Origin of the sequence: Streptomyces lomondensis (genome assembly GCF_014651035.1) — a bacterium.
In the GTDB taxonomy this organism is placed as follows: Bacteria; Actinomycetota; Actinomycetes; order Streptomycetales; family Streptomycetaceae; genus Streptomyces; species Streptomyces lomondensis.
Genome location: NZ_BMWC01000007.1, coordinates 281,760 through 304,714, shown reverse-complemented (window position 1 = coordinate 304,714; position 22,955 = coordinate 281,760). Strand labels below are relative to the sequence as shown.

Here is a 22,955-nt window from a genome sequence, read left to right as displayed (position 1 = left end):
TGGGGGCGGTGGCAAAGTTTCGTCCGCAAACACTGATCCAACCTCTTCGGTGGGGTTTTGCAGCCGAAGTTTCCGCAGAAGTGTTATGCATGGCAATTCGGTCACCCGGGGCTTTCTGGCGGCACCGGTGTGATCGTTGGAGATGGGGGAATGATGCGCCACAACGGCGAGATACCGACCTCTTCCGGCGAGATTCATGTGGTTCCGGTGCAAACCCTGGTGGTGGCGGACTCGCCTCGTCTGTCCGGCGAGAGCCGCGCTCACATCGAACTACTCCTTGCCTCGGCCGCTGAATTACCGCCGATTCTCGTGCACCGGCAGACGATGCGTGTCCTCGATGGGATGCACCGACTGCGTGTGGCGCTGCTGCGGGGTGAAAGGGAGATCCCGGTCCGGTACTTCGACGGCAGTGACAACGAGGCGTTCATCCTGGCCGTGCAGTCGAACGTCCGGCACGGTCTACCGCTCTCGCTGGCGGACCGGACCGCCGCCGCGGAACGCATCGTCGCGGCCTGCCCGCAACTGTCCAACAGATCGATTGCCTCGTCGACGGGGCTCTCGCCGAAGACCATAGCGGCTATCCGCAGGCGTACAAATGGCGACGATCTCCAGTTGAACGCTCGGGTGGGCCAGGACGGAAAGGTGCGCCCGGTCGACTACTCCGCCGGCCGCCTGCTCGCCGCGCAGCTCCTGGAGCAGAACCCCGACTTCTCCTTACGGGAACTGGCCGAGGCCGCGGGCATCTCCCTCGGCACGGCGCACGACGTGCGGGAGCGATGCAGGAGCGGCCGGGATCCGGTTCCGGCCCGCTGCCGCCGTGACAGCGCAGCGAAGGAGCAGGTCAAGGAGAGGATCAAGGAGCAGCCCTGCGTCGAGGCAACGGGGCCGGTGGCCTCCGTTGCGGTCCGGGCGCTCGGCCCCGCGCCGGCCGAGTGGCTGCTGACCCTGGACAGGCTGAAGAAGGATCCGTCCCTGCGCTTCTCCGACACCGGCCGTATGCTGCTGCGGCTGCTGGACGCCCAGGCACTCGACGGGGAGCAATGGGACGACCTCGTTTCCAGTGTCCCGGCCCACCGTGCCGATGCCGTAGTGCAGTTGGCGCTGGATTTATCCAGGAATTGGCAGGCGTTCGCGGAACAAGTACGCAAGAAGATGGCCCAGTCCGCCTGACCGAGAACGCGGAGAAGGCCTCTTTACGGTAGCTCGAAGCTGTGTCAGGCTCAGGTCGTCACTTGCTCCGGCCGTGCTGCGCTCGGACCTTGCGAGCAAAACATCGAAGCGACTTATCTGCCTGAAGCGATTTCGTCCAGAAGGGCTGCTCATGGCGCGGAAATCCCTGGCGTTAGAACTCTATGTGAACGCCGACGACTCCACAGATCGTCGCTACCAGGACCAGATGCGTGAGCAGGACATCACGCCGGTCGCGACCGACCCGTCCCTGCCGCGTTTCACGCTCCTGGTCGGGCCCTCCCCGTTCAGCATGCCGCGCGGCTGGGAATTCTTTCTCACCTCGCCGTACGAAGGCGCCACCTACATCGCAACGGTGCTGCACAATGCGGGCTACCCCGTGCGGATCGTCGACGTCCGGTACGACCTGGATCCGCTGAGGTCCGCGTATGACCAGATCGTCGGCCAGACCGATGTGCTCGGCGTGTGCACCTTCGAGGACAACTTCCCCTTCTGCCAGGAATTGATGGCGAAGGTCAAGGAGGCGGAACCCGACGTTCCGATCATCTGCGGTGGCTCACTGGTCACCTCCGTACCGCACGTCTTCATGAAGGAGACCGCGTGCGACATCGCGGTGATCAGCGAGGGTGAGATCACCATCCTCGAACTGATGGAGAGTTACGCCTCCGGGCGGTGGAACAACGATCTTCCAAAGATCAAGGGCATCTGTTACCGGGATGCCGAGGGAAACAACAAGCGCACTCCCGCCCGCGGCCAGATGATGGACCTCGACTCGCTGCCCCGGATGCGCCTGGACCTGTGGCCGCAGGCGAAGAGCCCGATGGGGTTGCAGCCGCAGATCATCTCCTCGTACAGCCGCGGCTGCAAGATGGACTGCTCCTTCTGCTACCGCACGACGCCCCAGGTCAGGGCCAAGTCGCCGGAGAAGATGGACCGCGACATGGCCTGGCTGAAGAGCCAGTACAACATCGACTTCAGCTTCTTCGTCGACCTGACCTTCAGCTCCCACCGCGGCCAGACGCTGGAGATGTGCGAGGTCATCAAGGACCACGACATCCGCTGGACCTGCCTGACGCGCTGCGCCGACATGGACGCGCCCCGCGCGAACGCGATGCGCGACTCGGGCTGCGACATCATCCTCTACGGCGTCGAATCGCTCGGCAAGGAAGTACTGCGGGAGGCCCGCAAGGGCAGCAGCGAGAACCTCACCATCCGCGCCATGAACACCACCTTCGACGCCGGCGTCCGGTTCGGGGCGCTGCTGATCGTGGGTCTGCCCAACGAGAGCGAGGAGTCGCTCGGCCACATGGTGGAGTTCGCCGAGACGTACAACCACGTCACCCGGGTGAAGTACCTGTCGGCCATGCCGGGCACCACCGTCTACCAGCAGTCCGTCGCCTCGGGCATGATCCGCTCGGAGGTCGACCACCTGAACTGGCTGTCCATCGAACAGGCTCTGCACGAGGACGAGTTCCTCAACGTCAGCGGACTGCCCGAGCAGGTCTGCCGGGACGCCTACAAGCGGGTGTACGACGCCTACCAGCCCGGCCCCGTCATGGACTTCAAGCACTACCCGGAGAACTTCCAGTACTTCCACCCGCAGCCCGACGACGGGCAGGAGCGCTCCACCTCCTACGCCGGCACCGAGTGGCGCTCCCGGTGGAGCTCCGCCGCCGGTCCCCTCGTACCGAACTCCCACCGGTACACGCTGGACAAGTGCGCCGCGCCCGAGGTCGCCGCGGCAGGCAGCAGCACCATGGAGAGCGGCGCCAAGCGGATGGAGCGTGAGGCTCTGGTGAGCGTGCAGTGACGGGTGCGTCGGGTGATCCCGTGCTCATCATCGGCACGGAACGCTCGGGCTCCAACCTGCTGCGCCTGATCCTCGACGCGCACTCCCGGATCGCCGTGCCGCACCCACCGCACTTCATGCGGTTCCTGTCACCCGTCGTCGCCGACTACGGCGACCTCGCCGTCGAGCCCAACCGGCGCAGGCTGGTGCGGGACACACTCGCGCTCCTGGACCGGCACATCCACCCCTGGCCCCACCCGATCGACGCGGATCGGGTGGTGGCCACGGCCCGGCCGACGCTCTTCGGGGTCGTGGACGCCGTCTACGACCAGTACCGGGAGGCGGAGGGCAAGGCGCGCTGGGGGTGCAAGAGCACCTTCATGGTCGACCATGTCGACGAGGTGCTCGCCGACCGGCCCGGCGCCCGTTTCATCTGGCTGGTACGGGAGCCGTACGACGTGACCGCCTCGGCGAAGCGCTCCGTGTTCGGCTACTGCCACCCGTACCGGATGGCGCAGTTGTGGCGGACGCAGCAGGAGCGGGCGCAGGCGGCCCTCGACCGCTGGGGGCCGGGCGTCGTGCACCTGCTGCGCTACGAGGACCTGGTGCTGGAGCCGGAGCAGCAGCTGAAGGAACTGTGCGCCTTCCTGGGGGAGGACTTCGAGCCGGGGATGCTGCGTCACCACGACTCGGCGGCGGCGCGGCGCACCGCCTCGCTGTCGGAGTCCTGGAGCAGGGCCGGGCAGCCCATCGGCCGGGACCGGATCGGCTCGCACCGCACCGGCCTGACCGACAACGAGCGGCTCCTCGTGGACCGGGCGACCGGACCCATGAAGGAACGGCTCGGCTACCCCGTCGACCGGCTCGCCGGGCAGATCGACGAGCCCTCGCCGCTGAGCGTGGCGGCCCGGTCGGCGCTCACCCGCTGCGAGGTCGAGTACCGCTCGCTGCGCAAGGACGACAACCACCGCCTCCGCATCGCCCGGGACCTCCACGTCCGTGGCCTGCACCTGAGGTTCCTGGCCCGCCGCGCCCTCGGCATCCCGCGAACCACCCGTACCGACTAGGACGGAACGACGTTGAGCATTGGACAGAACGATGTGATCGGGCACTTCTCGGCCCGGTCCGCCACCTACGACCGGTCGAGCTCCTGGTGCACCGACCAGGACCTGGGCGGTCTGCTGCTGGACATCACCCGCCCCGACAGCGGTGACCGGGTCCTCGACGTGGCCTGCGGCACCGGTCTGGTGTCCCGGCTGTACCACGGCCGCGTGGCCGAGGTGGTCGGCGTGGACATCACCCGGGAAATGGCCGAGCAGGCCCGGCCCCATCTGAACCGCCTCGTCATCGCGCCGGCGGAGAAACTGCCCTTCGACGACGACGAGTTCGACCTTGTCGTGTGCCGCCAGGGCATCCAGTTCATGGACCTGCCGGACGCGGTCGCGGAGATGGTCCGGGTGGTGAAGCCCGGCGGCCGGGTCGTGGTCGTCAACCTGTGCGCGTACGGCGACGCGGACCGCGAGGAGTACTTCGAGGTGCTGCGGCTGCGCAACCCCGTACGGCGGCACTTCTTCCTGCCGGAGGACCTGCGCACGCTGATGGGCGAGGCGGGCTGCTCCGAGGTCGGGCTCCACGAGTACGTGTCGGTCGAGGACATCGACGTCTGGTCCGACAACGGAGCCATCGAGGAGAGCCGCCGGGAGGCCATCCGCGACGTCTACCGCCAGGCCTCCGAGGCGTTCCGCTCGCTGCACGCCGTGCAGGAGGTCGACGGCCGCTTCGTCGACCGGATGCTGTTCGTCATCGCCGAAGGCCGCAAGCCCTGACCCGTCCCGTACGGGAGCCCCGTCTGTGACCGCATTGGAGTTCCATGGCCCAGCCCAGCAACGGCCTCGTCGGTGAGCTGCGCGCGACCCTCGCCGCCGAGGCGACCGCCGTGCAGCGTTACACCTACTTCGCGCAGGTCGCCGAGATCGAGGGGCACGGGGAGACGGCCCGCGCCTTCCGAGAACTGGCCGAGTCCGTCGCGTGCGTCGCCCACGGGCACCTCGACGCGCTCCAGGACATCGCCGACCCGCACACCCTGCAGACCGTCGGTGACACCCGCCTCAACCTGGCGGCCTCCGTGGCGGACATGCTCCACGAGGCCAACGAGGTCTACCCCCGGCTCGCCACCGACGCCCGCGAGGAGGGCCGCGACGACGTGGCCAGCTGGCTCACCACGCTCGGCTCCCTCAAGCGGGCCCACCTGGCCCGATGCGAACAACTGCTGAACACCCTGGAAGCGCCGCTCCCCGCCGGGGCGGCGACCACCGAAGGAGGCGCCGGTGCCTGACGAACCTCTCCTGGCCGAGGCTTACGACGCCTCCTCCATCGTGGTCTTCTCCGGGCTGGAGGCCGTACGCCGTACCCCGGCGATGTACATCGGCTCCACGGACGTCGACGGACTGCACCACCTGGTCTTCGAACTCCTCGACAACGCCGTGGACGAGGCGGAGGCCGGCCACTGCACCGAGGTCTCGGTCGTCCTGCGGACCGACGGCTCGTGCCTGGTCGCCGACGACGGCCGGGGCATCCCGGTCGACCCGCACCCCGAGACCGGCCGGCCCGCCGCCGAAGTCGTGCTCACCACGCTGCATGCGGGCGGCAAGTTCAGCGGCGACGCCTACTCCCGCTCCGCCGGCCTGCACGGCGTCGGCCTGTCCTGCGTCAACGCCCTGTCGGAGTGGCTCCGGCTGGAGGTATGGCGGGGTGGCGCCCGGTACTGGCAGGAGTACCGCCGCGGCGAACCGGACGCCGGCCTGGCCACCGAACCGGTGGCAGCGCAGGACGGCGGGCGACGCGGCACCGCTCTCGCCTTCCGGCCCGACCCGCTGATCTTCGGTGACGCCGAGTTCTCCGCCCCCGCGATCGCCACGCGCCTGGAGGAGGCCGCCTTCCTGCACCCCGGCCTCACCGTCCGCTTCACCGACGAGCGCACCGGCCGGCACGAGGAGTACCGCTTCACCGGCGGCGTCCGCGCCTTCCTGGAGCACCTCAACCGTGAGGTCAGCACCGTCCACGCCGACCCGGTGGTGATCGCGGCCGACGCGGGCGAGGCCTCCTTCGAGCTCGCTTTCCAGTGGACGGAGCGGTACACCGAGGAGATCCGCGCCTTCGTCAACGGCGTCCACACCGAGCTGGGCGGCGCGCACGTCGACGGGCTGCGCGCGGCGCTCGCGGCCACCGTGAACCAGTACGCGGCCGACCAGGGCATGCTCGACGTCCGCATCGGCGAGCAGATCACCACCGTCGACATCCTCGAAGGCCTCACCGCGATCGTCTCGCTGCGCATGGACAGCCCGCGCTACGACGGGCAGACCAAGAAGCGGCTGCAGAACCCGGAGGTCGGCCGGTTCGTCCAGGACGTCGTCGAGAAGGAGTTCGCCAGCCTGCTGGGCGCCGACGACGGTCTCGCCCGACGGGTGACCGCACGCGCGCTGGAGGCCACGCGCGCCCGTATCGCCGCGCGGATGGCCGGCCGCACCGCCCGCTACCAGCGCCGTGAGCTGTCCATCGACTACACCGTCTATCAGCGGCAGTTCGGCATCCGCTCGCGCAACTGGCACGAGTCGTGCTCCTGGCTGACCGACGACGGCCTGCTCGCCCGGCACGCGGCCATGGCGGACGTGCCCGCCGACGCCCGGATGCTCGACGTGTGCTGCGGCAGTGGTGTCGTCGGCGCGGCCTTCAAGGACAAGGTCGGCGAGAGTATCGGTCTGGACCTGACACCGGAGATGGTGGAGATCGCCTCCACCCGCCTCGACCGGGTCGACCAGGGCACCGTGTACGACCTGCCTTATCCGGACGCCAGTTTCGACCTGGTGGTCACCCGTGAGGTCCTGCATCTGCTGCCGCAGCCGGAGCGGCCCCTGTCGGAGATCTTCCGGGTGTTGAAGCCCGGCGGACAGTTCATCGTCGGCCAGATCGTCCCGTACGCCGACGAGGACGCGTACTGGATGTACCGCATCTTCAAGAAGAAGCAGCCGCTGCTGAACCACATGTTCAGCGAGCCGGAGTTCCGAGAGCTGCTGCTCGGGGCCGGGTTCACCGGCCTGGTGAAGGAGGAGTACAGGCTGTGGGAGTCGATCGACCTGTGGATCGACACCCATGAGACGACCCCGGCCGCCCGCCGGGAGATCCAGCAGCTGTACTACGACGCGCCCAAGGAGGTCCGCGACGTGCACCCCTTCGAGGTGCTGGCCGACGGATCGATCCGGGACCAGTGGCGGTGGTGTGTCTACTCGCTCAGGAAGGCGGCATGACGGCCCGTGCGACCACCGTGCCGGAGCTGCGGCCCGAGCTCACGGACCGGCTGGCCACGCTGCGTCGCATGCGTGGCCGGCCCGGGCCGGCCACCACCGCCCGGGTGCGGGACGTGGTGGTGCTCGCCAGCAGCTCGCGCGGCGGCTCCAGCATGGTCGCCGAACTGCTGCGCACGTCGACGGACTTGCTGCACCTGCGCGGTGAGATCAACCCCTTCCTGCGCATGGTGGGACTCGGGTATCCGTACGGAGGCGCCACCTCCGACCGGCTGGCGGCCGCTGATCTCGCGTCCCTCGACCCGGAGCTGGGGGCCGTCCTCGACGAGGAGCTCGCCCTGGAGATCGGCGCGGCGGACCGCCGTACCGACGAGGACCCCGCAGCGGACGAGAGGTTCGCGCTCGACGTGACCGCGCGCCTGGTCATGCAGTGGCCCGAACTGCCCCTGAACCCCGAGAAGCTGGCGGCCACCGTCCTCGACCGGCTGGCGGCGCACCGCGCCGGGGGCGGGCGTCCCGGCGCACCCCGCTTCTACCTGGACCTCTTCCAGGAGCTGGCCCGCCAGGGCCTCGACGTGGAGCCGTGGTTCTACGACCTCCCGCGGCGGTTGCTGCGTGCGGAGCTGCCGCATCCCGCGCCGCGCGGTGCTCCGGGCGAGACCCTCCTGGAAGAGCCGCCGTTCGTCCTGCCCGTGCCCTGGCGCCTGGCCGGCCCGGGAGACCTCGCGAGCAGGCCCCTGGTCATCAAGACGCCCAGCAACGCCTACCGGCTCGGCTTCCTGCGAGCCCTCTTCCCGGCAGCCCGGTTCAGGGTCGTCCACCTCACCCGCAACCCGGCGGCCGCGGTGAACGGGCTGCACGACGGCTGGCTGCACCACGGCTTCCACGCCCACCGCACGACCCGGCCCCTGGGCATCAGTGGCTATACCGAGCGGCATCCCGACAACCGGTGGTGGTGGAAATTCGACCTGCCGCCCGGCTGGGAGGAGTTCGCCGACGCTCCGCTGCTCGACGTCTGCGCCTTCCAGTGGCGCAGCGCCCACCAAGCCGTACTCGACGACCTCCAAGACCCGGCGGTACCCCGTACGACCCTCAGGTTCGAGGACCTCATCGCCGGCCCGGACCGGCGTACCGAGTGCTTCGAAAAGCTGGCGGACTGGCTCGGCGTCCCCTTCGAGGGGGAGTTCCGGCGCGCGGTCCACCAGGGCATCGGGCCCGTCGTCGCCACCCGCGAACCACGGCCCGGACGCTGGCGGGAGCGGGCGGCGAGCATCGAGGCGGCGCTGGACAGCGGCACCCGCCGGACCGCGGAGCGGCTCGGCTACACGGACCCCGCGGAGTGGGTGTGAGAGCACGAACCGAGACGTACCAGCCAAGGACAGCCCGTGTATGACCACATCGTTCTGATCTCCCTCGACACGCTGCGCAGCGACGGCATCGGAGCCAACCCGCTCAAGCTGTGGCCCGACACCTACCCGGGGCTCGGCGCGCCCGCCACGCCGGTCCTCGACGACCTCGTCGCGCACGGCGCGTTCTTCCCCAACTGCGTTTCGGCCGCGCCCTACACCTCGGCCTCCCACTCCACGCTCCTGACCGGTAAGTGGCCGCTCAGGCACGGCGTCTTCGAGTTCCTCAACCGGACCCTCACCACCGACACCCTGTTCACCCGGGCCCGGCGCGCCGGCTACAGGACGCTCCTCAAGAGCGACTTCCCGCTCGTCCTCGGCCCGACCCTGGGACTGGACCGAGGCGTGGACGACTTCATCGTCGAGGACGACGACGCCTTCCTCTCCTCGCTCTCCGCCACGACCCGCTCGGTCAGCCTGGTCCACTTCGGCGGCGTCCACGTGCCGTACGGCTTCCACAACCTGCACTACGGCGGTGACGCCTACCGCGCCCGGCTCGCCGAGCTGGAAGCGGAGGTCGGCAGCCCGGCGGAGCTGCCCAAGGACCAGCTCGTCGAGACCTACCGCTCGACCGAGGACCTGGAGCACCTGCTGCGCTACAAGCGGGTGATCCAGGAGCTGTGGCAGGCGGGGCGCGCCGAGGACATCTTCGGCCTCTACCTGGAGGGCATCGAGCACTTCCTCGCCACGCGCTTCCAGCCGTTCGTCGAGAAGCTGTTCGCGGTCACGGCCGGCCGTCGCACCCTCGTCGTCCTGTTCGGCGACCACGGTGAGGAGTACGGCCCCGACAGCTTCGGCCACTTCAACAGCGTGGCCGAGGGCGTCCTGCGGGTGCCGCTGCTCTTCCTCGGCGACGACGTACGCCCCGGATGCCACACCGGGCGCGTGCGCACCGTGGATCTGCTGCCGACCGTCTCCGAGCTGATGGGCGACCTGCCCACCGCGTTCCTGCGGATGGACGGCGCCTCGCTCGCGCCGACGGTCCGCGACAGCGCCGAGTACCCGGTGCGCACCGCCTTCGCCCAGGCGTACGTCGCCGACACCGACGCGTCCATCCGGTTCCAACAGGGCCTGATGGACCGGCGGGCCGCCCCCGGCGGGCTGCCGCACCTGCTGGCCAAGGAAGTGGTGTGGGACGGCGAGTTCCGGCTCACGCGGCATCTGGCCGACTTCCATGAGTACTTCGGCGGCCTCGGCCCCATCGAGCCGGTGGTCAGGCTGGAGCGCTTCGACGCCGACCAGCGGCCCCGCCCCTGCTCCGACCCCGAGGTGACCACGCGGCTGCTGGCGTCCCTCGCCGACTACAACACGCTGCGCCAGGACGAGTAGCACTCCGACATCCGCGAACGCGTGGAAGGAATCGAGACCGTGATCATTGCGACAACCCTGCTCGAGACGGCGCACGGCACCTTCAGCGTGTCGACGCACGAGGACGGCACCGGCCAGCGCTGTCTCAGCATGTCCCACGGGGACCTCTCCGATGCGGGCACGGCGGTGCGGCTCCATTCCTCCTGCATCTTCGGAGAGGCGCTGATGGCGACCGACTGCGACTGCGGCCCCCAACTGCACACCACCATGCAGGAGATCACCAAGCGGGGCGCGGGCGCGATCGTCTACCTCTTCCAGGAGGGCCGCGGAGCCGGCCTGGACCTGAAGATCCGCGGCATGGAGACCCAACGGGTGCGCGGGGTCAACTCCTACGAGGCGTACGCCTCGCTGGGGCTGGGCCGCGACATGCGCGACTATTCCGTGGCGGGCACCGCCCTCGCCGACCTCGGGATGGCCGAACAGGTGACCCTGATATCCAACAACCCCCTCAAACGGCAGGCTCTGGAGGAGCTGGGATATCAGGTGGAGTCCCAGATCGCGCTGTCCTACGAGGTCAGCAAGCACGCCTACGAGTACCTGCTGATGAAACAGGTCGAGGGCGACCACACCGTCGACTTCGGCAAGATCAAGTTTGTGGGCTGAGCCACCGTGACCCCCATGAACCTCAGCGACCGTGCCGCCGTCAGCGCGCCCATGGAGCAGCTCGCCGCCATCCCGCCGCGTGCCCTGCAGTCCGTCCTCATCGGCCTGCAGGCGGACCGCGCCGCGCGCCTTGCCGCGCACGACGTCTACCGCCGGCACATGGCGAACTCCTTCACCGCGCCGAGCGAGCTCGACCAGCGTGACGTGGTCCGCTTCCTGTCCGTCGCCATGGACGCGATCCCCGAGTCGGTGCGGATGAAGGAACTGTCCCCCGTGGCGGCCCTCGGATCGAGCAGTGCCTTGTCCAGCATCAGCCAGAAGACGGTGCTCGGCACCATCCGCAACACCGAGGTGGTCGCCGACGGTCTGTCGGTGCTGACCCTCGAGGCAGCCCGGCAGCGCAAGGCGGAGGCCGTGGGGGACATCTGGCCCGGCGTCACCCTGGGCACCTTTCACCGGGAACTGCGCACGCAGACCCACAGCGAACCCGGCTTCAAACCGCACTACCACGCCCTGAGCCTGTTGAGCGCGGAGAGCACCCCCGACTTCGACGACTTCAAGGTACGACGGCTCGCCGAGCACCTCTCCACCTACCTGGCCATCATCGATCGGGCCGAATCGATCGGATACGCGGCGAAGGACGTCACGGTCGCCGTGTCGAACCTGCGGGTGGTGGAGCTGCTCATCAAGGAACTCGGCGCGGACCGGGAACACATCATGCGCAACACGCGCACCTTCGGCTTCAGTGCCTTCGACACTCTCGGAGTCCCGCTGCCGAAGCAGGTCGAGCTCCGCGAACTCCCGTCGCTGGCCAGGTCCCTCCCGGCCCGTCTGCGGTTCCTCAGCCGACCGCTCGACTACTCGGCGAAGGTGTTCGGGGAGGCGGTCTCCCGCATCGAGCGGCTGCGCCGCACCGGATCGGTGAACGTGGTCTTCGATCTGGAGCGGCACGCCGGGATGGGCTACTACCAGGACCTCGTCGTGAAGATGACCGCACGCAACATGAGCGGCGAGACGTACTCGCTGGTCGACATGGGCACCAACGACTGGCTGAGCAGGATCACGAACCGGCGAGGTGACCGCCTGATGACCGGCGGAATGGGGTCCGAGGTCTTCCTGAACAACTTCAGGAAGACCTCGTGAGCGACGGCCCGGACGCGGTGTTCCTCGACATGGACGGCACCCTGATCGACACCGAGGGCATCTGGTGGGACGCCGAGGTGGAGCTCTTCGCCGAACTCGGGCACCGACTCGACGACGCGTGGCGCCATGTGGTGGTCGGCGGCCCCATGGAACGGGCCGTCGGCTTCCTCCTCGAAGCGACCGGAGCGCACATCACCCTGCCCGAACTCATGGCCCGGATCAGCCGCCGGTTCGAGGAACGCATCAGCGGCCACCTCCCCCTGATGCCCGGCGCGGCCCGCCTCCTCGCCGAACTCGCCGCGCACCAGGTCCCCATGGCGCTCGTCTCCGCCTCCAGCCGCCGCACCATCGGACAGGTGCTGACGTCGCTCGGCGCACAGCACTTCACCCTCACGGTCTCCCGCGACGACGTCATCCGCACCAAGCCGCACCCGGAGTCCTATCTGCGGGCCGCAGCCGGACTCGGCGTGGACCCGGCGCGGTGCGTCGCCATCGAGGACTCCGCCTCGGGCGTCGCCGCCGCCGAGGCCGCGGGCTGCCCGGTGGTCGCCGTACCGTCGGTGGCCCCGATCCCGCCGGCCGCGGGCCGGACCGTCGTCCGGTCCCTCGAAGAGGTGGATCTGCTGTTTCTCCAGGGTCTGTCGGCGAGGCGCGCGACCTTGACATGAGCTTCACCCGGTACCAGAGGATGTCCCGCATGTTCTCCAGACTCGGCTTCCCCAGGGTCGGCCGCCACCGGCGCCTCGTCACCGCGATCGGCATCGACACCCTCGGTACCGGCACGTGGCTTCCGGTGTCGGTGATCTATTTCCTGCGCAGCACACCGCTGTCGCTCGTCGAGGTGGGTCTCGCGCTGTCGGTCGCGTCGTTCCTTTCGCTGCCGATGACGGCGATCATGGGCCAGTTCGTCGACCGCTACGGAGCCAAGCGTGTCCTCCAGGCCGGAAACCTCTTACAACTCGTGGGCTTCGCCGCCCACCCCTTCGTGGACTCGTTCGCGGGCGTGAGCGCCGTCGTCTGCATCGCCGCCATCGGCCGTACGGCGTTCTGGGCGTCGTACGGTCCCCTGGTCGCCGGTGCCTGCCCGCCCGGGGAACGGGAGAAGTGGTTCGGCTTCCTCGGAGCCGTCCGCAACGCCGGGTTCGCGGTCGGCGGGCTCCTTGCCGGCGCGGCCACGACCGTGGACGAATTCGCCGTCTACCAGGCCGTCGTAGGCCTGAACGCGCTGTCCTTCCTGGTGTCGTACCTGATCATGGCCGGGGTCCGGACCGTCGAGGAGCCGTCGGAGAGCAAGGGGCGGCACAGGGGCGGCTGGGCAGTCGTGCTGCGCGACCGCGGCTACCGCTGGCTGGTGGCCTCCAACCTCTGCTACGCGCTGACGACCATGGCGCTGAGTGTGGCCATGCCGGTGTACATCGTCGAGACGCTGGACCTCCCGGGCTGGATCTCCGGCGGGGTGTTCGTCATCAACACACTGATGATCAGCCTCGGGCAGGGGCTCGTCGTGAAGTCCATGACCGGAGCCGTCAGATCCTCCGTCATCATCCTTGCCGCAGGTCTCTCGGGCGTGTCGTACGTCGTCCTCTGGACCGCCGACCTCATGACCGCGTGGGCGGCCGCGACGGTCGTCCTCATCGCTGTGGTGATCTACACCCTGGGCGAGATGACCGCCGACCCCGTGCTCGAAGCGCTCGCGGCGGAAACGCCCCCCGAAGAGGTGCGCGGGCGCTACCTCGCGGTCTACCAGCTGTCCTGGACCGTCGCCTCGGCTGTCGCTCCCGGCCTCTACGCCTGGTTGCTGAGCACAGGAAGCCTGGCCCTGTGGGGAACGCTCACCGCGATCGCGGTCCTCGGGGCGGCCTGCTGCCTGCCGATGCGGACTGCGCTGCCGCGCGCGGGCAGCCGCATAACGAACAGCACACCCGCGGCCGAGCCGGAACCCACGACGTAGCGTTGAGCCCGTTCGCAGGCGGGGAGGCTCCCGAGGCCGGCGTATGCCTCTGCGTGGACGGAGGCGACCCAAGCTACGGGGTCGGCCAGCGCGCCGCGTCGGCGATCAGCTTCAGGGCGAGAGCCTCCGTCGCCTCGTCCGCCTTCTCCGGGCTGCCGGTGTCGTAGGGCGGATCCGGGTCGTACTCCACGGCGAGTTGCATCGCGCGTGCCACGTCCTCGTCGGACAACCGGGCTGCCAGACGCAGCCCCATGTCGATGCCGGCCGACACCCCCGCAGCCGTGATGATCTTCCCGGCCTCGACGAACCGGCCGGGCGTGTAGATGGCGCCGAGTTCCTTCAGATACGGGCGCGAGGCCCAGTACGTCGTGGCGGGCAGGCCGCGCAACAGACCCGCGGCACCCAGGATCAGCGAGCCGGTGCACACCGAGGTCGTCCAGACTGAGTCCCGGTGGATACGGCGGATCCACTCGTGGACGGCCGTGTCCTCCATCATGGCCACGACCCCGCGCTCACCGCCCCCGGGCACCAGCAGTACGTCCGCCCGCCGCACGTCCCGCATGGCGCACTCGGCGACCAGCGCCAACTCGCCCGTGTCGGTACGCACAGGCCCCCGCTCACGGGCCACCATGGTCACCCGCACGCCCGGCACCCGGCACAGCACCTCGTAGGGCCCGACCGCGTCCAGCGCGGTGAAGCCGTCATACAGCAGCACCGCCACCCGTAACCCGTCGGCGCCCGCTCCCCCCTCCTCTCCCCGCACTGCGGCGAAGGCCGGACCACTTGTACCAGCGGCGACCACCAGGCCCACACCCAAGGCACCTGTCACCGCCCCGCGCAGCACTCCGCGCCGGCTCCGACCGGGATCGGCTTCCATGGCAATCAACTCCCCTACGTAAAAACCGTGTTGGCACATCAGGAGTCGTGGCGGAAGCCATGGAAGTTCCCGGCGCGGGCGGAATAGTCGCGCAGAAAACGCGACCCCCGATGGTCATCGCCGTGTCCGGGCCACCTCCATCCGCGAATCGGCTTCGACGTGCCGTTGCGCGTGCACATGCGTCGTCATGGTGGGAACGAAGCTCTGCGAGGTCCGTCACTCGTCGGTCGGCCGTTCCAGTGCCACCTTCGGCAGGTGTCGGGCCAGTGGGGCGGGCAGCCACCAGGCACGGGTGCCGAGGAGTTGCATCACGGCCGGGACGATCAGGCAGCGGATCACCACGGCGTCGAGGAAGATGGCGACCGCGAGGCCGAGGCCGAACTGCTGGAGCATGCGGCTGGGGCTGAGGACGAAGGCGGCGAAGACCACGATCATGATGGCCGCCGCCGCCGTGATGACCTTGCCCGTGGCTGCCAGGCCCTCGCGGACCGCGAGCGAGTGGTCCTTCGTCCTCTCCCATTCCTCATGGATGCGGGAGATGAGGAACACCTCGTAGTCCATGGAGAGTCCGAAGACGATCGCAAAGATCATCACAGGGATGAACGCCTCGACCGGCCCCGGCTGTACACCGAACCAGCCGTGCTGGAAGACCAGGGTGATCACGCCGAGCGCGGCGGCGATGGACAGGAGATTGAGCAGGGCGGCCTTCAGGGGGATCAGGACGGAACGGAAGACCAGCATGAGCAGGAGCGCGGACAGACCGACGACGATGGCGACGAAGAGCGGTATCCGGGCCGAGACGGAGTCGGCGAAGTCCTGGGCGGCCGCGGTGGGCCCGCCGACCAGGTAGTCGGCGCCGGTGCGTTCGGCGAGCCGGGGCAGGACGTCGTCGCGCAGGCTGTCGACGAGACGTGCGGTGTTCGCGTCCTGTGGTGAGGTCGTGGGGAAGGCGATGACGGTGAACACGGTGCCGTCCGTGGAAGGCAGTGGGGGCGTGGCGGCGGCGATGCCCTCGGTATCGGTCAGGGTGGTCCGCAGTTGCTCGGCGGCGGCGGTGTCGCCCCGGCCGACCGCGAGCAGGGGACCGTTGAAGCCGGCGCCGAAGCCCTCGGCCAGCAGGTCGTAGGCCCTGCGGCTGGTGGACGAAGCCGGGTCGTTGCCCGCATCGGCGAAACCGAGGCGCATGCCGAGGGCCGGGGCGGACAGGGCCAGGAGGGCCACGACGGCGGCCAGCAGGGAGGGCAGCGGGCGCCGCTGCACGGCGGAGGCCAGCCGCCGCCAGCGCCCGCCCTCTTCCCTGCCCTTGGCTCGCGCCTTGGCGGAGCGCATGAGTACGTGTCGTTGGATGCGGTTGCCGAAGAGCGCGAGGAGGGCGGGCAGCAGGGTCAGCGAGGCGGCCATGGTGACCAGGACGGTCAGCGCGACGGCGACGGCCACCCCTTGGAGGGAGCCGAGGCCCAGGGCGACCAGGCCGAGCAGGGCGATGATGACGGTGCACCCGGCGAAGAAGACCGTACGGCCCGCGGCGTCCAGGGCGGTTCGGGTGGCGGTCTGCCGGTCCGCGCCGTGGGTGAGCTCGTGCCGGTAGCGGTAGAAGATCAGCAGCGCGTAGTCGACGCCGACACCGAGGCCGACCAGCATCGTGATCGGTGGAGTGAAGTCGGCGACGGTGAAGACGTGGGAGGCCAGCGTGATCAGGCCGATCGCGCCGCCGACCGCGAAGAGCGCGGTGACCAGCGGCAGCGCGGCGGCCACCACCGAACCGAAGAGCAGCACGAGGATGACCAGGGCGGCGAGCATGCCCGCGCCTTCGGCACTCCCGCCGCTCTCTTCGGCGCCGCGCACCGCGTCCCCACCGAGTTCGACCGTCAGGCCGTCCTGGGCGCCCGACTTGGCGGTGTCGATGATCCGCGCGACGTCCTGTTCGGGGACGTCCTCGGCCTTGGCGTCCAGGACGACGGTGGCATAGCCGATGGTGCCGTCCTCGGAGACGGCGGAGGCGTCCGCGTAGGGGCTGCGGACGTCGGCGACGCCGGGCAGGCCGCGTACCCGGTCGAGGGTCCGGACGATGGCCGGGCGATCACCGCTCAGCCCGTCGGTGTCCTTGAAGACGATCTGGACGCTGCCGCCCGCCTGCGCGGAGCCGTGCCGCTTCAACAGGTCGGCGGCGGTCTGGGAGTCGGTGCCGGGCAGGGTGAAGTCGTTGCGGTAGGCGCTGCCCGCGCTCTGCGCGCCGACGGTGATGACCGCGACGGCGAGGATCCACAGGAGCAGGGCGCTCCAGCGGTGGCGCTTGGACCAGAGCGCCAGACGTCCGAAGACACCCGCCCGGTCGGTGGTGGGATCGGTGGTCGCGGTCGTGTCGCGTGCTGGTGACATGGGTTCACCAACCTCGGTTGTGCGAGCGGCGGTTCTGCCCGGCGCGGCGGACGGCGATGACGGTGCCGAGCACGGCGCAGATCACCGGCACGGCGATGAAGGCGGCCAACAGCGCGCCGGTGGCGGCCACGTCGAGGGCGCGGCCGAGTACGAAGGCGGAGAAGGCGCCCACGGTCTCGGTCAGCAGGAAACCGGCGGCGCCGCCGGCAAGGAGGCCGACGAGGGCGGCCGGAACCTTGGCGGAAGGCGAGGGGGCAGGGGAACGTGTACTCATGTCGCGCAGCGTCCGGCTGCGGCACGCGACCGCGCATCGGCCTGCGGCGGACACCTGCCTACCCCGCCGGTTGCGCGCCTCGGCGCCCGGGATACGCCGCTGGTGGGTCGTATCCGCCGCGCTCCTGCTACTGGGTCGGTGGCCGGCCGGTCAGCCACCCCGGGCGGACCATGCCCGACTCGTACGCCAGCACCACCAGTTGGGAACGGTCACGGGCACCCACTTTGGTCATGATGCGGCTGACGTGGGTCTTGGCCGTCGCGGGGCTGAGGACGAGGCGGGCGGCGATCTCGTCGTTGGTCAGGCCGGCGGCGACCAGCTCCATGACCTCCCGCTCGCGGTCGGTGAGGGCCTTGAGGCGCGGGCCGGGCTCAGGTGCCTTGACCCGTACGGCGAACTCCGCGATCAGCCGGCGTGTGACGGAGGGACTGATCAGCGCGTCGCCACGCGCCGCCACCCGTACGGCGTGCACCAGTTCCTCCGGCTCGGTGTCCTTGACCAGGAAGCCGGTGGCACCGGCGCGCAGCGCACCGTACACGTAGTCGTCCAGGTCGAAGGTGGTCAGGATGACCACCTTGATGCCGTCGAGACGGGGATCACCGGCGATCTGCCGGGTCGCCTGAAGACCGTCGACGCCCGGCATGCGGATATCCATGAGCACCACATCGGGGTGCAGCGTGCGGCAGGCGGACAGGGCCTGCTCGCCGTCCCCCGCCTCACCGACCACCTCGAAGTCGTCCTCGTCCTCGAGGATCGAACGGAACCCGGCACGCACCAGGCGCTGGTCGTCCGCCAGCAAGATCTTGATCATGGCTTGGGTCATGAAGGGGAACGTGCTCCGTTCGTGTAGGGAATCCGGCCCCGTACGGTGAATCCGCCGTCCGGCCCGGGACCCGCGGTCAGCTCGCCGCCCAGCGCGTGGGCCCGCTCGCGCATCCCGCGGATGCCGCTGCCCGGCGTTGTGCCGTCCGCGGCCGCCGGTCCGTGCCCGTTGTCGGTGATCTCGACCGTGACCTGCCGCGCCCCGCGATGGATGCGGACGGTGACGGCTGTCGCGTGGGCGTGGCGGTTCACGTTGGTGAGCGATTCCTGAATGATGCGGTACGCGGCCAGGTCCACCTCTGTGGGCAACCGCTCCCGCTCGCCGCTGAACCGCACGCGGACGTCGAGTCCGGCGAGCCGTGCGGATGCCACCAGCTCGCCGAGACGGTCCAGTCCGGCCGGGGGCGCGGTGGGCGCCGTCTCGTCGACCTGCCGCAGCACCCCGAGGGTCGCCCGCAGCTCCCGCAGGGCCTCCCGGCTGGTGTCCTTGATCGCTCCCAGCGCTTCCTGCGCACTCTGCTCACCCTTGGCCGGATTCTTGTGCAGTCGGCGCAGGGCAGCGGCGGACTGGACGTTGATGAGCGAGAGGTGATGGCCCACGACATCGTGCAGTTCACGCGCGATACGCAGCCGCTCCTCGGTCGCCGCGCGCTCCTCGACCTCCCGTGCGAGGGCCAGGCGGTTGTGCCGCACCCAGCCGAGTGCGACCACTCCGACCAGCCATCCCGTCAGCATGAAAACGGCGACACCGTTGACGTCGTCGTTTCCCGCGACTGTGCCGATGCCGGTCGCGATCACGGTCAGCGCCGCGAGAGCGATCGCCGCCTGGAGGTGGCCCTGGCTCGCGACCACGTAGAGCGTGACGACGAACGCGACCATGAGAGGACCGTCGTAGACGCTGACGAGGTAGTAGACGGCTGTGGCAGCCAGGACGAACGCGGCGACGACCACGGGACGGCGGCGGCAGAAGTACAGCGCCGCGCAGGCGGCGGTGATCAGTGTCCAGCCGAGGACGGTTGCCGGCCAGGACTCCTGCCGCTCACCGATGAGCGACCTCAGAGTCCCCACCGCCACCAGCACGAAGACACCACAGGCCAGGGCGGCATCTGCCGCACGGCCGCGCGGCGGGCGCAGCCGGAGACGTGGGACAGCACCGGGGGCCATGCCGCCAGCGTAAGCAGCCGCGCCTGCGGCGCCCTCCTCCGCGTGGCGGATCGGGCGGGCCTCGCCTCGCAACCACCGTGGTACGCACCCGCACCGGGGCCACAACCGACGGGGTACGACAGCTGTCCGCCGCAGACCGACGCCCCGGCGCTGTCCGTCCCCCGACGATGGAGTCGTGAACGCAGACACCCGTCTCCCGATCGCCCAGCGCCTGCGCGGCCTGAACCGGCCGCTGGTGGCCGCCCTCACCGCCGTCGCGCTCGTCCGGCCGCTGTTCTCCATCGCCGGCTGGAGCGAAGCACTCGGGAAGCCCCTGACCCCGGTGATCCTCACCCTGGCCATCACGCTGACCTGGATCCTCGCGGTCGGTCTCAGCCGCGTACGCGAGCCACTCCTGACCCTCGTGACCGCGGGCGTGGCGTACGCGCTGGCCACCCTGGTCCTGAGCGCGGTCCTCTCACCACTCCTGACCGGAAAACTCCAGGGCCCCCTGGCCCAGCCCCTGGCGATCGTCCCGCTCTTCCTCGTCAACGCCGCCTGGGGCGCCTTCTGCGGAGCCTGCGCGATCGGTCTGCGCAGGACGCGTGGCAACCGGTTCTGAGCGCGAGCCTCCGGAGTCTCATGGGCACGCTGTGGGCACGCCGTGCCGGGCACGGACGTACAGCACGGATCTGGCACGCGGCTAGTAATCACAGCGCACAGCAAAATGGCCCAGGTCTCTGACCTGGGCCTTCTTCGTGGAGCGGGTGACGAGAATCGAACTGGCGCTCTCAGCTTGAGAAGCTTGGGTCTCCTGGCGGCGGTTGCTGCGCTGACCTCTGGCGAAGTGGTGGGAGGGCCCGCCTGGCCGTCGGTTTAGTTCCCGTCATTCCCCATGACTCCCCGCACGATCTGGCACGCGTCTGGCACGGGCGCATACGTGTCACCGCGCCATGGCCCGGCGCTTAGAAGATGCGGGCAACCCTTGGCAGGTCGACCCGATCGGCCTGCGTCGGCACCGTGTTGGACTGCTGGATGCCGCTGTCGTCTGCCGTCGTTGCCGTCAGCGCTGCCGTCACTGCCGTCGGACGCGTCGTCGTGGACAGCCTGACATGCCCGTCTACTGATCACCGGTTCTGCTGACCAGCGGGACTGAAGAGGCCCGTGGCTCTGACCAGTTCGAATGCCGTGGGGCCTCTGTCGTTGTTGCTCAGCGTCGGCTGGCCTTGGAAAGCCCAGGGGCGACCCAAGGGGCCGGGCCGCAGGCGGGGGCGCGACTACGGATCAGGCTTCGACTGCTCGTAACGGCATGTCCGACTGGATGCCTCGCTGACCTCAGCTGTGGCAGTCTGCCTCGTGCGCCAGAGTGAGGGGGTAGCCCATGGCATACCAGGCCACGACGCTGCATTTGCTGATCTCCTGCCCGGGGGATATCACCAAGGACGATCGAGAAGTGATCCATCGATCAGTGAATCGATGGAATTTCAACTACGGACAGCAATTCCAGCTAACAGTCTTGCCTATTTGGTGGGGAGAGCATGCTTCTGGAGAATTCGGCGAGCATCCTCAAGACATCATCAACAGGCAACTTGTTGACGGTGCTGATATGGCCCTTGCCATCTTCTGGGCCCGTCTGGGAACGAGTTCAGATCGGGCAGTCTCCGGAACATTTGAAGAGATTGAACGGATGGCACGCGCTGGCAAAACCGTGACCATTTTGCATTGCACTCGACCGGTTTCCAACGGCGACCTTGAGCAGCAAATCGCATTGCGCGACTACCTTAGAAGTCTCGAACCGAACGCGTTGGTGATGACTTATGCCAACGAGGCTGAACTGGTGAGCAGGGTCGACAATCTGCTGAGCAGGCAGGCAACATTGTTCATGGCGAAAGCCTCTGGCGCGAAAACGCATACACCGGAGGAAGACCCCGGAGTTTGGCCGAGTGTGGACTTCAGAGAGAGGGTAGAAACGGATTCCAAAGGGAGGGTGCGTACTCGCCGATCTCACTACATCGTCCTCACGAACAAAGGGCGCACCCCAGCAAGGAATGTGACTTTTTCCATCGAGCCGGACGATGGCATGATCCTACGTGATGATGACCAGATGATCGATGTGATCGCTCCCGATTCGGAAATCCGGTTCCCGCTTGCGCTAACCATGGGTAGCCCGAGCCAATTCAACTGCACAGTCAAGTGGAAAGGGCTGGACGGAGAGGAAAGGGAAAACGTGGCTACCTTGCGCCCTGTCTAGCGCTGGAATCCTCCCGCTGGCTCCCCCGTACCCATATTTGCACCGAGTGTTATGATACCTGCCGCTAGAAGAGGCGAGGTATGGACATGGAGCGCCCGAGGGCCTTTATCAGTTTCCGCATGGAAGATCGCTGGGCTCGGGACTTCCTGAGGGAACACGCGCGGAACGCAAAAGATGAGGTGGAGTTCATCGACTACTCCATTCAGGATCCTTTCGACTCATCATGGAAGAATCAGTGCAAGCTCAGGATTGCCGCGACGAAGGGAACCATCGTTCTGATTGGGGCGACTACATACCAGTCAGAGCCGGTAGAGTGGGAAATCAAAGAAACTCTTGAGCAAGGTCATCAAATCTTTGGGATTCAGGTGAATGATGGAGAAACTCATCCACTCCCCAAGGGCATCCCCTCAGAGAGTGTAATTCGATGGGACTTCACTCAAATTTCTTCACGGCTCTCAACCTGGGTGTGATGGATGAACTATATTGAGCAAGTGGCCGCTGATATTCGGACTGAGATCCCAGCCTCCGCCTTACCTCACGGCAACGTGAATGACTTGCTCAACATGTATGCGGCTCTCGCTTTTGCGAAAGGCGTTGATGTGACAGCTTCAGACGTACATGACGTCTGGAGCGCATGGCAGATGAAGCATGACTCTTCCCATGTCCATCTACTTCCGTACGACCAGCTTCCCTCATCAGTGCAACAGCAGGACGCTGTTTATGTGCTGGCCATTCGTAAAGTGGCCGAGCGGTTGACGAGCCAGGATCGGGTCACTCAGGCGTTGGTTCCGTATGGCCCTCCAACGACGGAAGAGGACAAGGAGCGACTTTTTGAGCTGTACAAACTCATGGTGCAAAGCTCAGAAGGGCTAGTGGGTCGCCGTCAAGGTGTAAATACCTTCTTCATCACCGCAAATGGTGTGATGCTGACAGGGCTAGGATTCTTCATTAAGGCGGGCGGAAGCCAGATACTCAAGTCCGTTGGAGTTCTCGTGATCGCCCTGACGGGGCTGATCCTCGCCCACGCCTGGAAGAGCCTTATCGTCTCATTTGGGCAACTCAATACAGGGAAATTCGCGGTAATCAACCGACTTGAGCGGTTTCTGCCTGCAGCGATCTTCTACTCCGAGTGGGAGGCTCTAGAGCGGGGCCAGAACCCTAAGGTGTATCGCTCTTCCACGTCGCGTGAAATCTGGGCACCTCATCTGCTTACCGCTCTGTATGCGCTTGCGGCTGCAGGTGCCTCCCTAGTTGCCGTTGGTGTGTGGAAACCTTGAAGTGAAGGTCGGCGTAGCGGCTTTGGGCTGGAGCTGCTTTGGGGCGAGTGATCATGGCCCCGTAAGCTTCCGGCGCGTTGGGCAGTCTGTGGACCTGCCCGGTAAAGCACGACGTTGGGGCCATGATCTTCGAGGCTCGCGCCAAAGTGGCTGCCTAAAGCCGTGGAGCCGACCGCCTCAGCC

General features: G+C 68.1%; 21 protein-coding genes. 16 read left to right on the top strand and 5 right to left on the bottom strand.

Annotated features, from left to right (window positions below; translation table 11 throughout):
• Nucleotides 1-150 precede the first annotated feature (150 nt).
• From IE255_RS24420 to IE255_RS24365, 12 genes are all read left to right on the top strand, one after another.
• On the top strand, nt 151-1,170 hold the full coding sequence (locus IE255_RS24420) for a ParB N-terminal domain-containing protein (RefSeq protein WP_229906553.1): 1,020 nt from the start codon (nt 151-153) through the stop codon (nt 1,168-1,170).
• 151 nt (nt 1,171-1,321) lie between these two features.
• Nucleotides 1,322-2,998: a B12-binding domain-containing radical SAM protein gene (locus tag IE255_RS24415; protein WP_190052500.1), complete on the top strand. Its 1,677-nt coding sequence runs from the start codon at nt 1,322-1,324 to the stop codon at nt 2,996-2,998.
• Nucleotides 2,999-3,018: 20 nt separating this feature from the next.
• Nucleotides 3,019-4,044 carry a sulfotransferase family protein gene (locus tag IE255_RS24410; protein WP_229906552.1) on the top strand — a complete coding sequence of 342 codons (1,026 nt, stop codon included), beginning with the start codon at nt 3,019-3,021 and terminating at the stop codon, nt 4,042-4,044.
• A 12-nt stretch (nt 4,045-4,056) separates the two neighbouring features.
• On the top strand, nt 4,057-4,803 hold the full coding sequence (locus IE255_RS24405) for a class I SAM-dependent methyltransferase (protein ID WP_229906551.1): 747 nt from the start codon (nt 4,057-4,059) through the stop codon (nt 4,801-4,803).
• Between the two features lie 44 nt (nt 4,804-4,847).
• Nucleotides 4,848-5,312: a rubrerythrin family protein gene (locus IE255_RS24400; RefSeq protein ID WP_190052498.1), complete on the top strand. Its 465-nt coding sequence runs from the start codon at nt 4,848-4,850 to the stop codon at nt 5,310-5,312.
• Nucleotides 5,305-7,281 (top strand): methyltransferase domain-containing protein, encoded by a 1,977-nt coding sequence (locus IE255_RS24395; protein ID WP_229906550.1) that lies wholly within the window; start codon nt 5,305-5,307, stop codon nt 7,279-7,281. Before IE255_RS24400 ends, IE255_RS24395 begins: the two co-directional genes overlap by 8 nt.
• The gene (locus IE255_RS24390; RefSeq protein WP_229906549.1) at nt 7,278-8,627 is read left to right on the top strand and encodes a sulfotransferase family protein; all 1,350 of its coding nucleotides are present in this window, start codon (nt 7,278-7,280) and stop codon (nt 8,625-8,627) included. The genes IE255_RS24395 and IE255_RS24390 overlap by 4 nt, the downstream gene beginning before the upstream one ends.
• A gap of 36 nt (nt 8,628-8,663) precedes the next feature.
• Nucleotides 8,664-10,013, top strand: a complete 1,350-nt coding sequence (locus IE255_RS24385) for a sulfatase-like hydrolase/transferase (protein WP_190052497.1) — start codon at nt 8,664-8,666, stop codon at nt 10,011-10,013.
• 39 nt (nt 10,014-10,052) lie between these two features.
• Complete coding sequence (locus IE255_RS24380; protein ID WP_190052496.1) at nt 10,053-10,655, top strand: GTP cyclohydrolase II; 603 nt, start codon at nt 10,053-10,055, stop codon at nt 10,653-10,655.
• Between the two features lie 15 nt (nt 10,656-10,670).
• Nucleotides 10,671-11,798, top strand: coding sequence for a hypothetical protein (locus tag IE255_RS24375; protein ID WP_190052495.1), 1,128 nt, complete (start codon nt 10,671-10,673; stop codon nt 11,796-11,798).
• A complete protein-coding gene (locus tag IE255_RS24370; protein WP_268255758.1) occupies nt 11,795-12,466 on the top strand; it encodes an HAD family hydrolase in 672 nt (223 codons plus the stop codon). The genes IE255_RS24375 and IE255_RS24370 overlap by 4 nt, the downstream gene beginning before the upstream one ends.
• 29 nt (nt 12,467-12,495) lie before the next feature.
• Nucleotides 12,496-13,749 carry an MFS transporter gene (locus tag IE255_RS24365; RefSeq protein ID WP_190052494.1) on the top strand — a complete coding sequence of 418 codons (1,254 nt, stop codon included), beginning with the start codon at nt 12,496-12,498 and terminating at the stop codon, nt 13,747-13,749.
• A gap of 73 nt (nt 13,750-13,822) precedes the next feature.
• Here the strand turns inward: IE255_RS24365 and IE255_RS24360 are convergent, their stop codons facing one another.
• From IE255_RS24360 to IE255_RS24340, 5 genes are all read right to left on the bottom strand, one after another.
• A complete protein-coding gene (locus IE255_RS24360) occupies nt 13,823-14,626 on the bottom strand; it encodes a DJ-1/PfpI family protein (protein ID WP_190052493.1) in 804 nt (267 codons plus the stop codon).
• A gap of 216 nt (nt 14,627-14,842) precedes the next feature.
• Nucleotides 14,843-17,005 carry an MMPL family transporter gene (locus IE255_RS24355; RefSeq protein WP_190052492.1) on the bottom strand — a complete coding sequence of 721 codons (2,163 nt, stop codon included), beginning with the start codon at nt 17,003-17,005 and terminating at the stop codon, nt 14,843-14,845.
• A 4-nt stretch (nt 17,006-17,009) separates the two neighbouring features.
• On the bottom strand, nt 17,010-17,279 hold the full coding sequence (locus IE255_RS24350) for a hypothetical protein (RefSeq protein WP_190052491.1): 270 nt from the start codon (nt 17,277-17,279) through the stop codon (nt 17,010-17,012).
• A gap of 127 nt (nt 17,280-17,406) precedes the next feature.
• Nucleotides 17,407-18,090 carry a response regulator gene (locus tag IE255_RS24345; protein WP_190052616.1) on the bottom strand — a complete coding sequence of 228 codons (684 nt, stop codon included), beginning with the start codon at nt 18,088-18,090 and terminating at the stop codon, nt 17,407-17,409.
• 8 nt (nt 18,091-18,098) lie between these two features.
• Nucleotides 18,099-19,265 carry a sensor histidine kinase gene (locus tag IE255_RS24340; protein WP_190052490.1) on the bottom strand — a complete coding sequence of 389 codons (1,167 nt, stop codon included), beginning with the start codon at nt 19,263-19,265 and terminating at the stop codon, nt 18,099-18,101.
• A 175-nt stretch (nt 19,266-19,440) separates the two neighbouring features.
• Here IE255_RS24340 and IE255_RS24335 point away from each other — a divergent pair, with 175 nt between their 5' ends.
• The 4 genes from IE255_RS24335 to IE255_RS24320 all read left to right on the top strand — a co-directional run bounded on the left by IE255_RS24335 (nt 19,441) and on the right by IE255_RS24320 (nt 22,772).
• Entirely contained in the window at nt 19,441-19,866 is a 426-nt protein-coding gene (locus IE255_RS24335) for a hypothetical protein (protein ID WP_190052489.1), read from the top strand.
• Nucleotides 19,867-20,625: 759 nt separating this feature from the next.
• Nucleotides 20,626-21,495, top strand: a complete 870-nt coding sequence (locus tag IE255_RS24330; protein ID WP_190052488.1) for a DUF8453 domain-containing protein — start codon at nt 20,626-20,628, stop codon at nt 21,493-21,495.
• Nucleotides 21,496-21,575: 80 nt separating this feature from the next.
• Nucleotides 21,576-21,965: a TIR domain-containing protein gene (locus IE255_RS24325; protein WP_229906548.1), complete on the top strand. Its 390-nt coding sequence runs from the start codon at nt 21,576-21,578 to the stop codon at nt 21,963-21,965.
• A gap of 3 nt (nt 21,966-21,968) precedes the next feature.
• Nucleotides 21,969-22,772 carry a RipA family octameric membrane protein gene (locus IE255_RS24320; RefSeq protein WP_229906547.1) on the top strand — a complete coding sequence of 268 codons (804 nt, stop codon included), beginning with the start codon at nt 21,969-21,971 and terminating at the stop codon, nt 22,770-22,772.
• Nucleotides 22,773-22,955: the final 183 nt, after the last annotated feature.

What these genes read in the sequence shown, in the direction of transcription:
- IE255_RS24420 (WP_229906553.1), top strand. Translation starts at nt 151, where the DNA reads ATGATGCGCCACAACGGCGAGATACCGACCTCTTCCGGCGAGATTCAT.
- IE255_RS24415 (WP_190052500.1), top strand. Translation starts at nt 1,322, where the DNA reads ATGGCGCGGAAATCCCTGGCGTTAGAACTCTATGTGAACGCCGACGAC.
- IE255_RS24400 (WP_190052498.1), top strand. Translation starts at nt 4,848, where the DNA reads ATGGCCCAGCCCAGCAACGGCCTCGTCGGTGAGCTGCGCGCGACCCTC.
- IE255_RS24390 (WP_229906549.1), top strand. Translation starts at nt 7,278, where the DNA reads ATGACGGCCCGTGCGACCACCGTGCCGGAGCTGCGGCCCGAGCTCACG.
- IE255_RS24375 (WP_190052495.1), top strand. Translation starts at nt 10,671, where the DNA reads ATGAACCTCAGCGACCGTGCCGCCGTCAGCGCGCCCATGGAGCAGCTC.
- IE255_RS24365 (WP_190052494.1), top strand. Translation starts at nt 12,496, where the DNA reads ATGTTCTCCAGACTCGGCTTCCCCAGGGTCGGCCGCCACCGGCGCCTC.
- IE255_RS24360 (WP_190052493.1), bottom strand. Translation starts at nt 14,626, where the DNA reads ATGGAAGCCGATCCCGGTCGGAGCCGGCGCGGAGTGCTGCGCGGGGCG.
- IE255_RS24355 (WP_190052492.1), bottom strand. Translation starts at nt 17,005, where the DNA reads ATGTCACCAGCACGCGACACGACCGCGACCACCGATCCCACCACCGAC.
- IE255_RS24350 (WP_190052491.1), bottom strand. Translation starts at nt 17,279, where the DNA reads ATGAGTACACGTTCCCCTGCCCCCTCGCCTTCCGCCAAGGTTCCGGCC.
- IE255_RS24345 (WP_190052616.1), bottom strand. Translation starts at nt 18,090, where the DNA reads ATGATCAAGATCTTGCTGGCGGACGACCAGCGCCTGGTGCGTGCCGGG.
- IE255_RS24340 (WP_190052490.1), bottom strand. Translation starts at nt 19,265, where the DNA reads ATGGCCCCCGGTGCTGTCCCACGTCTCCGGCTGCGCCCGCCGCGCGGC.
- IE255_RS24330 (WP_190052488.1), top strand. Translation starts at nt 20,626, where the DNA reads ATGGCATACCAGGCCACGACGCTGCATTTGCTGATCTCCTGCCCGGGG.
- IE255_RS24325 (WP_229906548.1), top strand. Translation starts at nt 21,576, where the DNA reads ATGGACATGGAGCGCCCGAGGGCCTTTATCAGTTTCCGCATGGAAGAT.
- IE255_RS24320 (WP_229906547.1), top strand. Translation starts at nt 21,969, where the DNA reads ATGAACTATATTGAGCAAGTGGCCGCTGATATTCGGACTGAGATCCCA.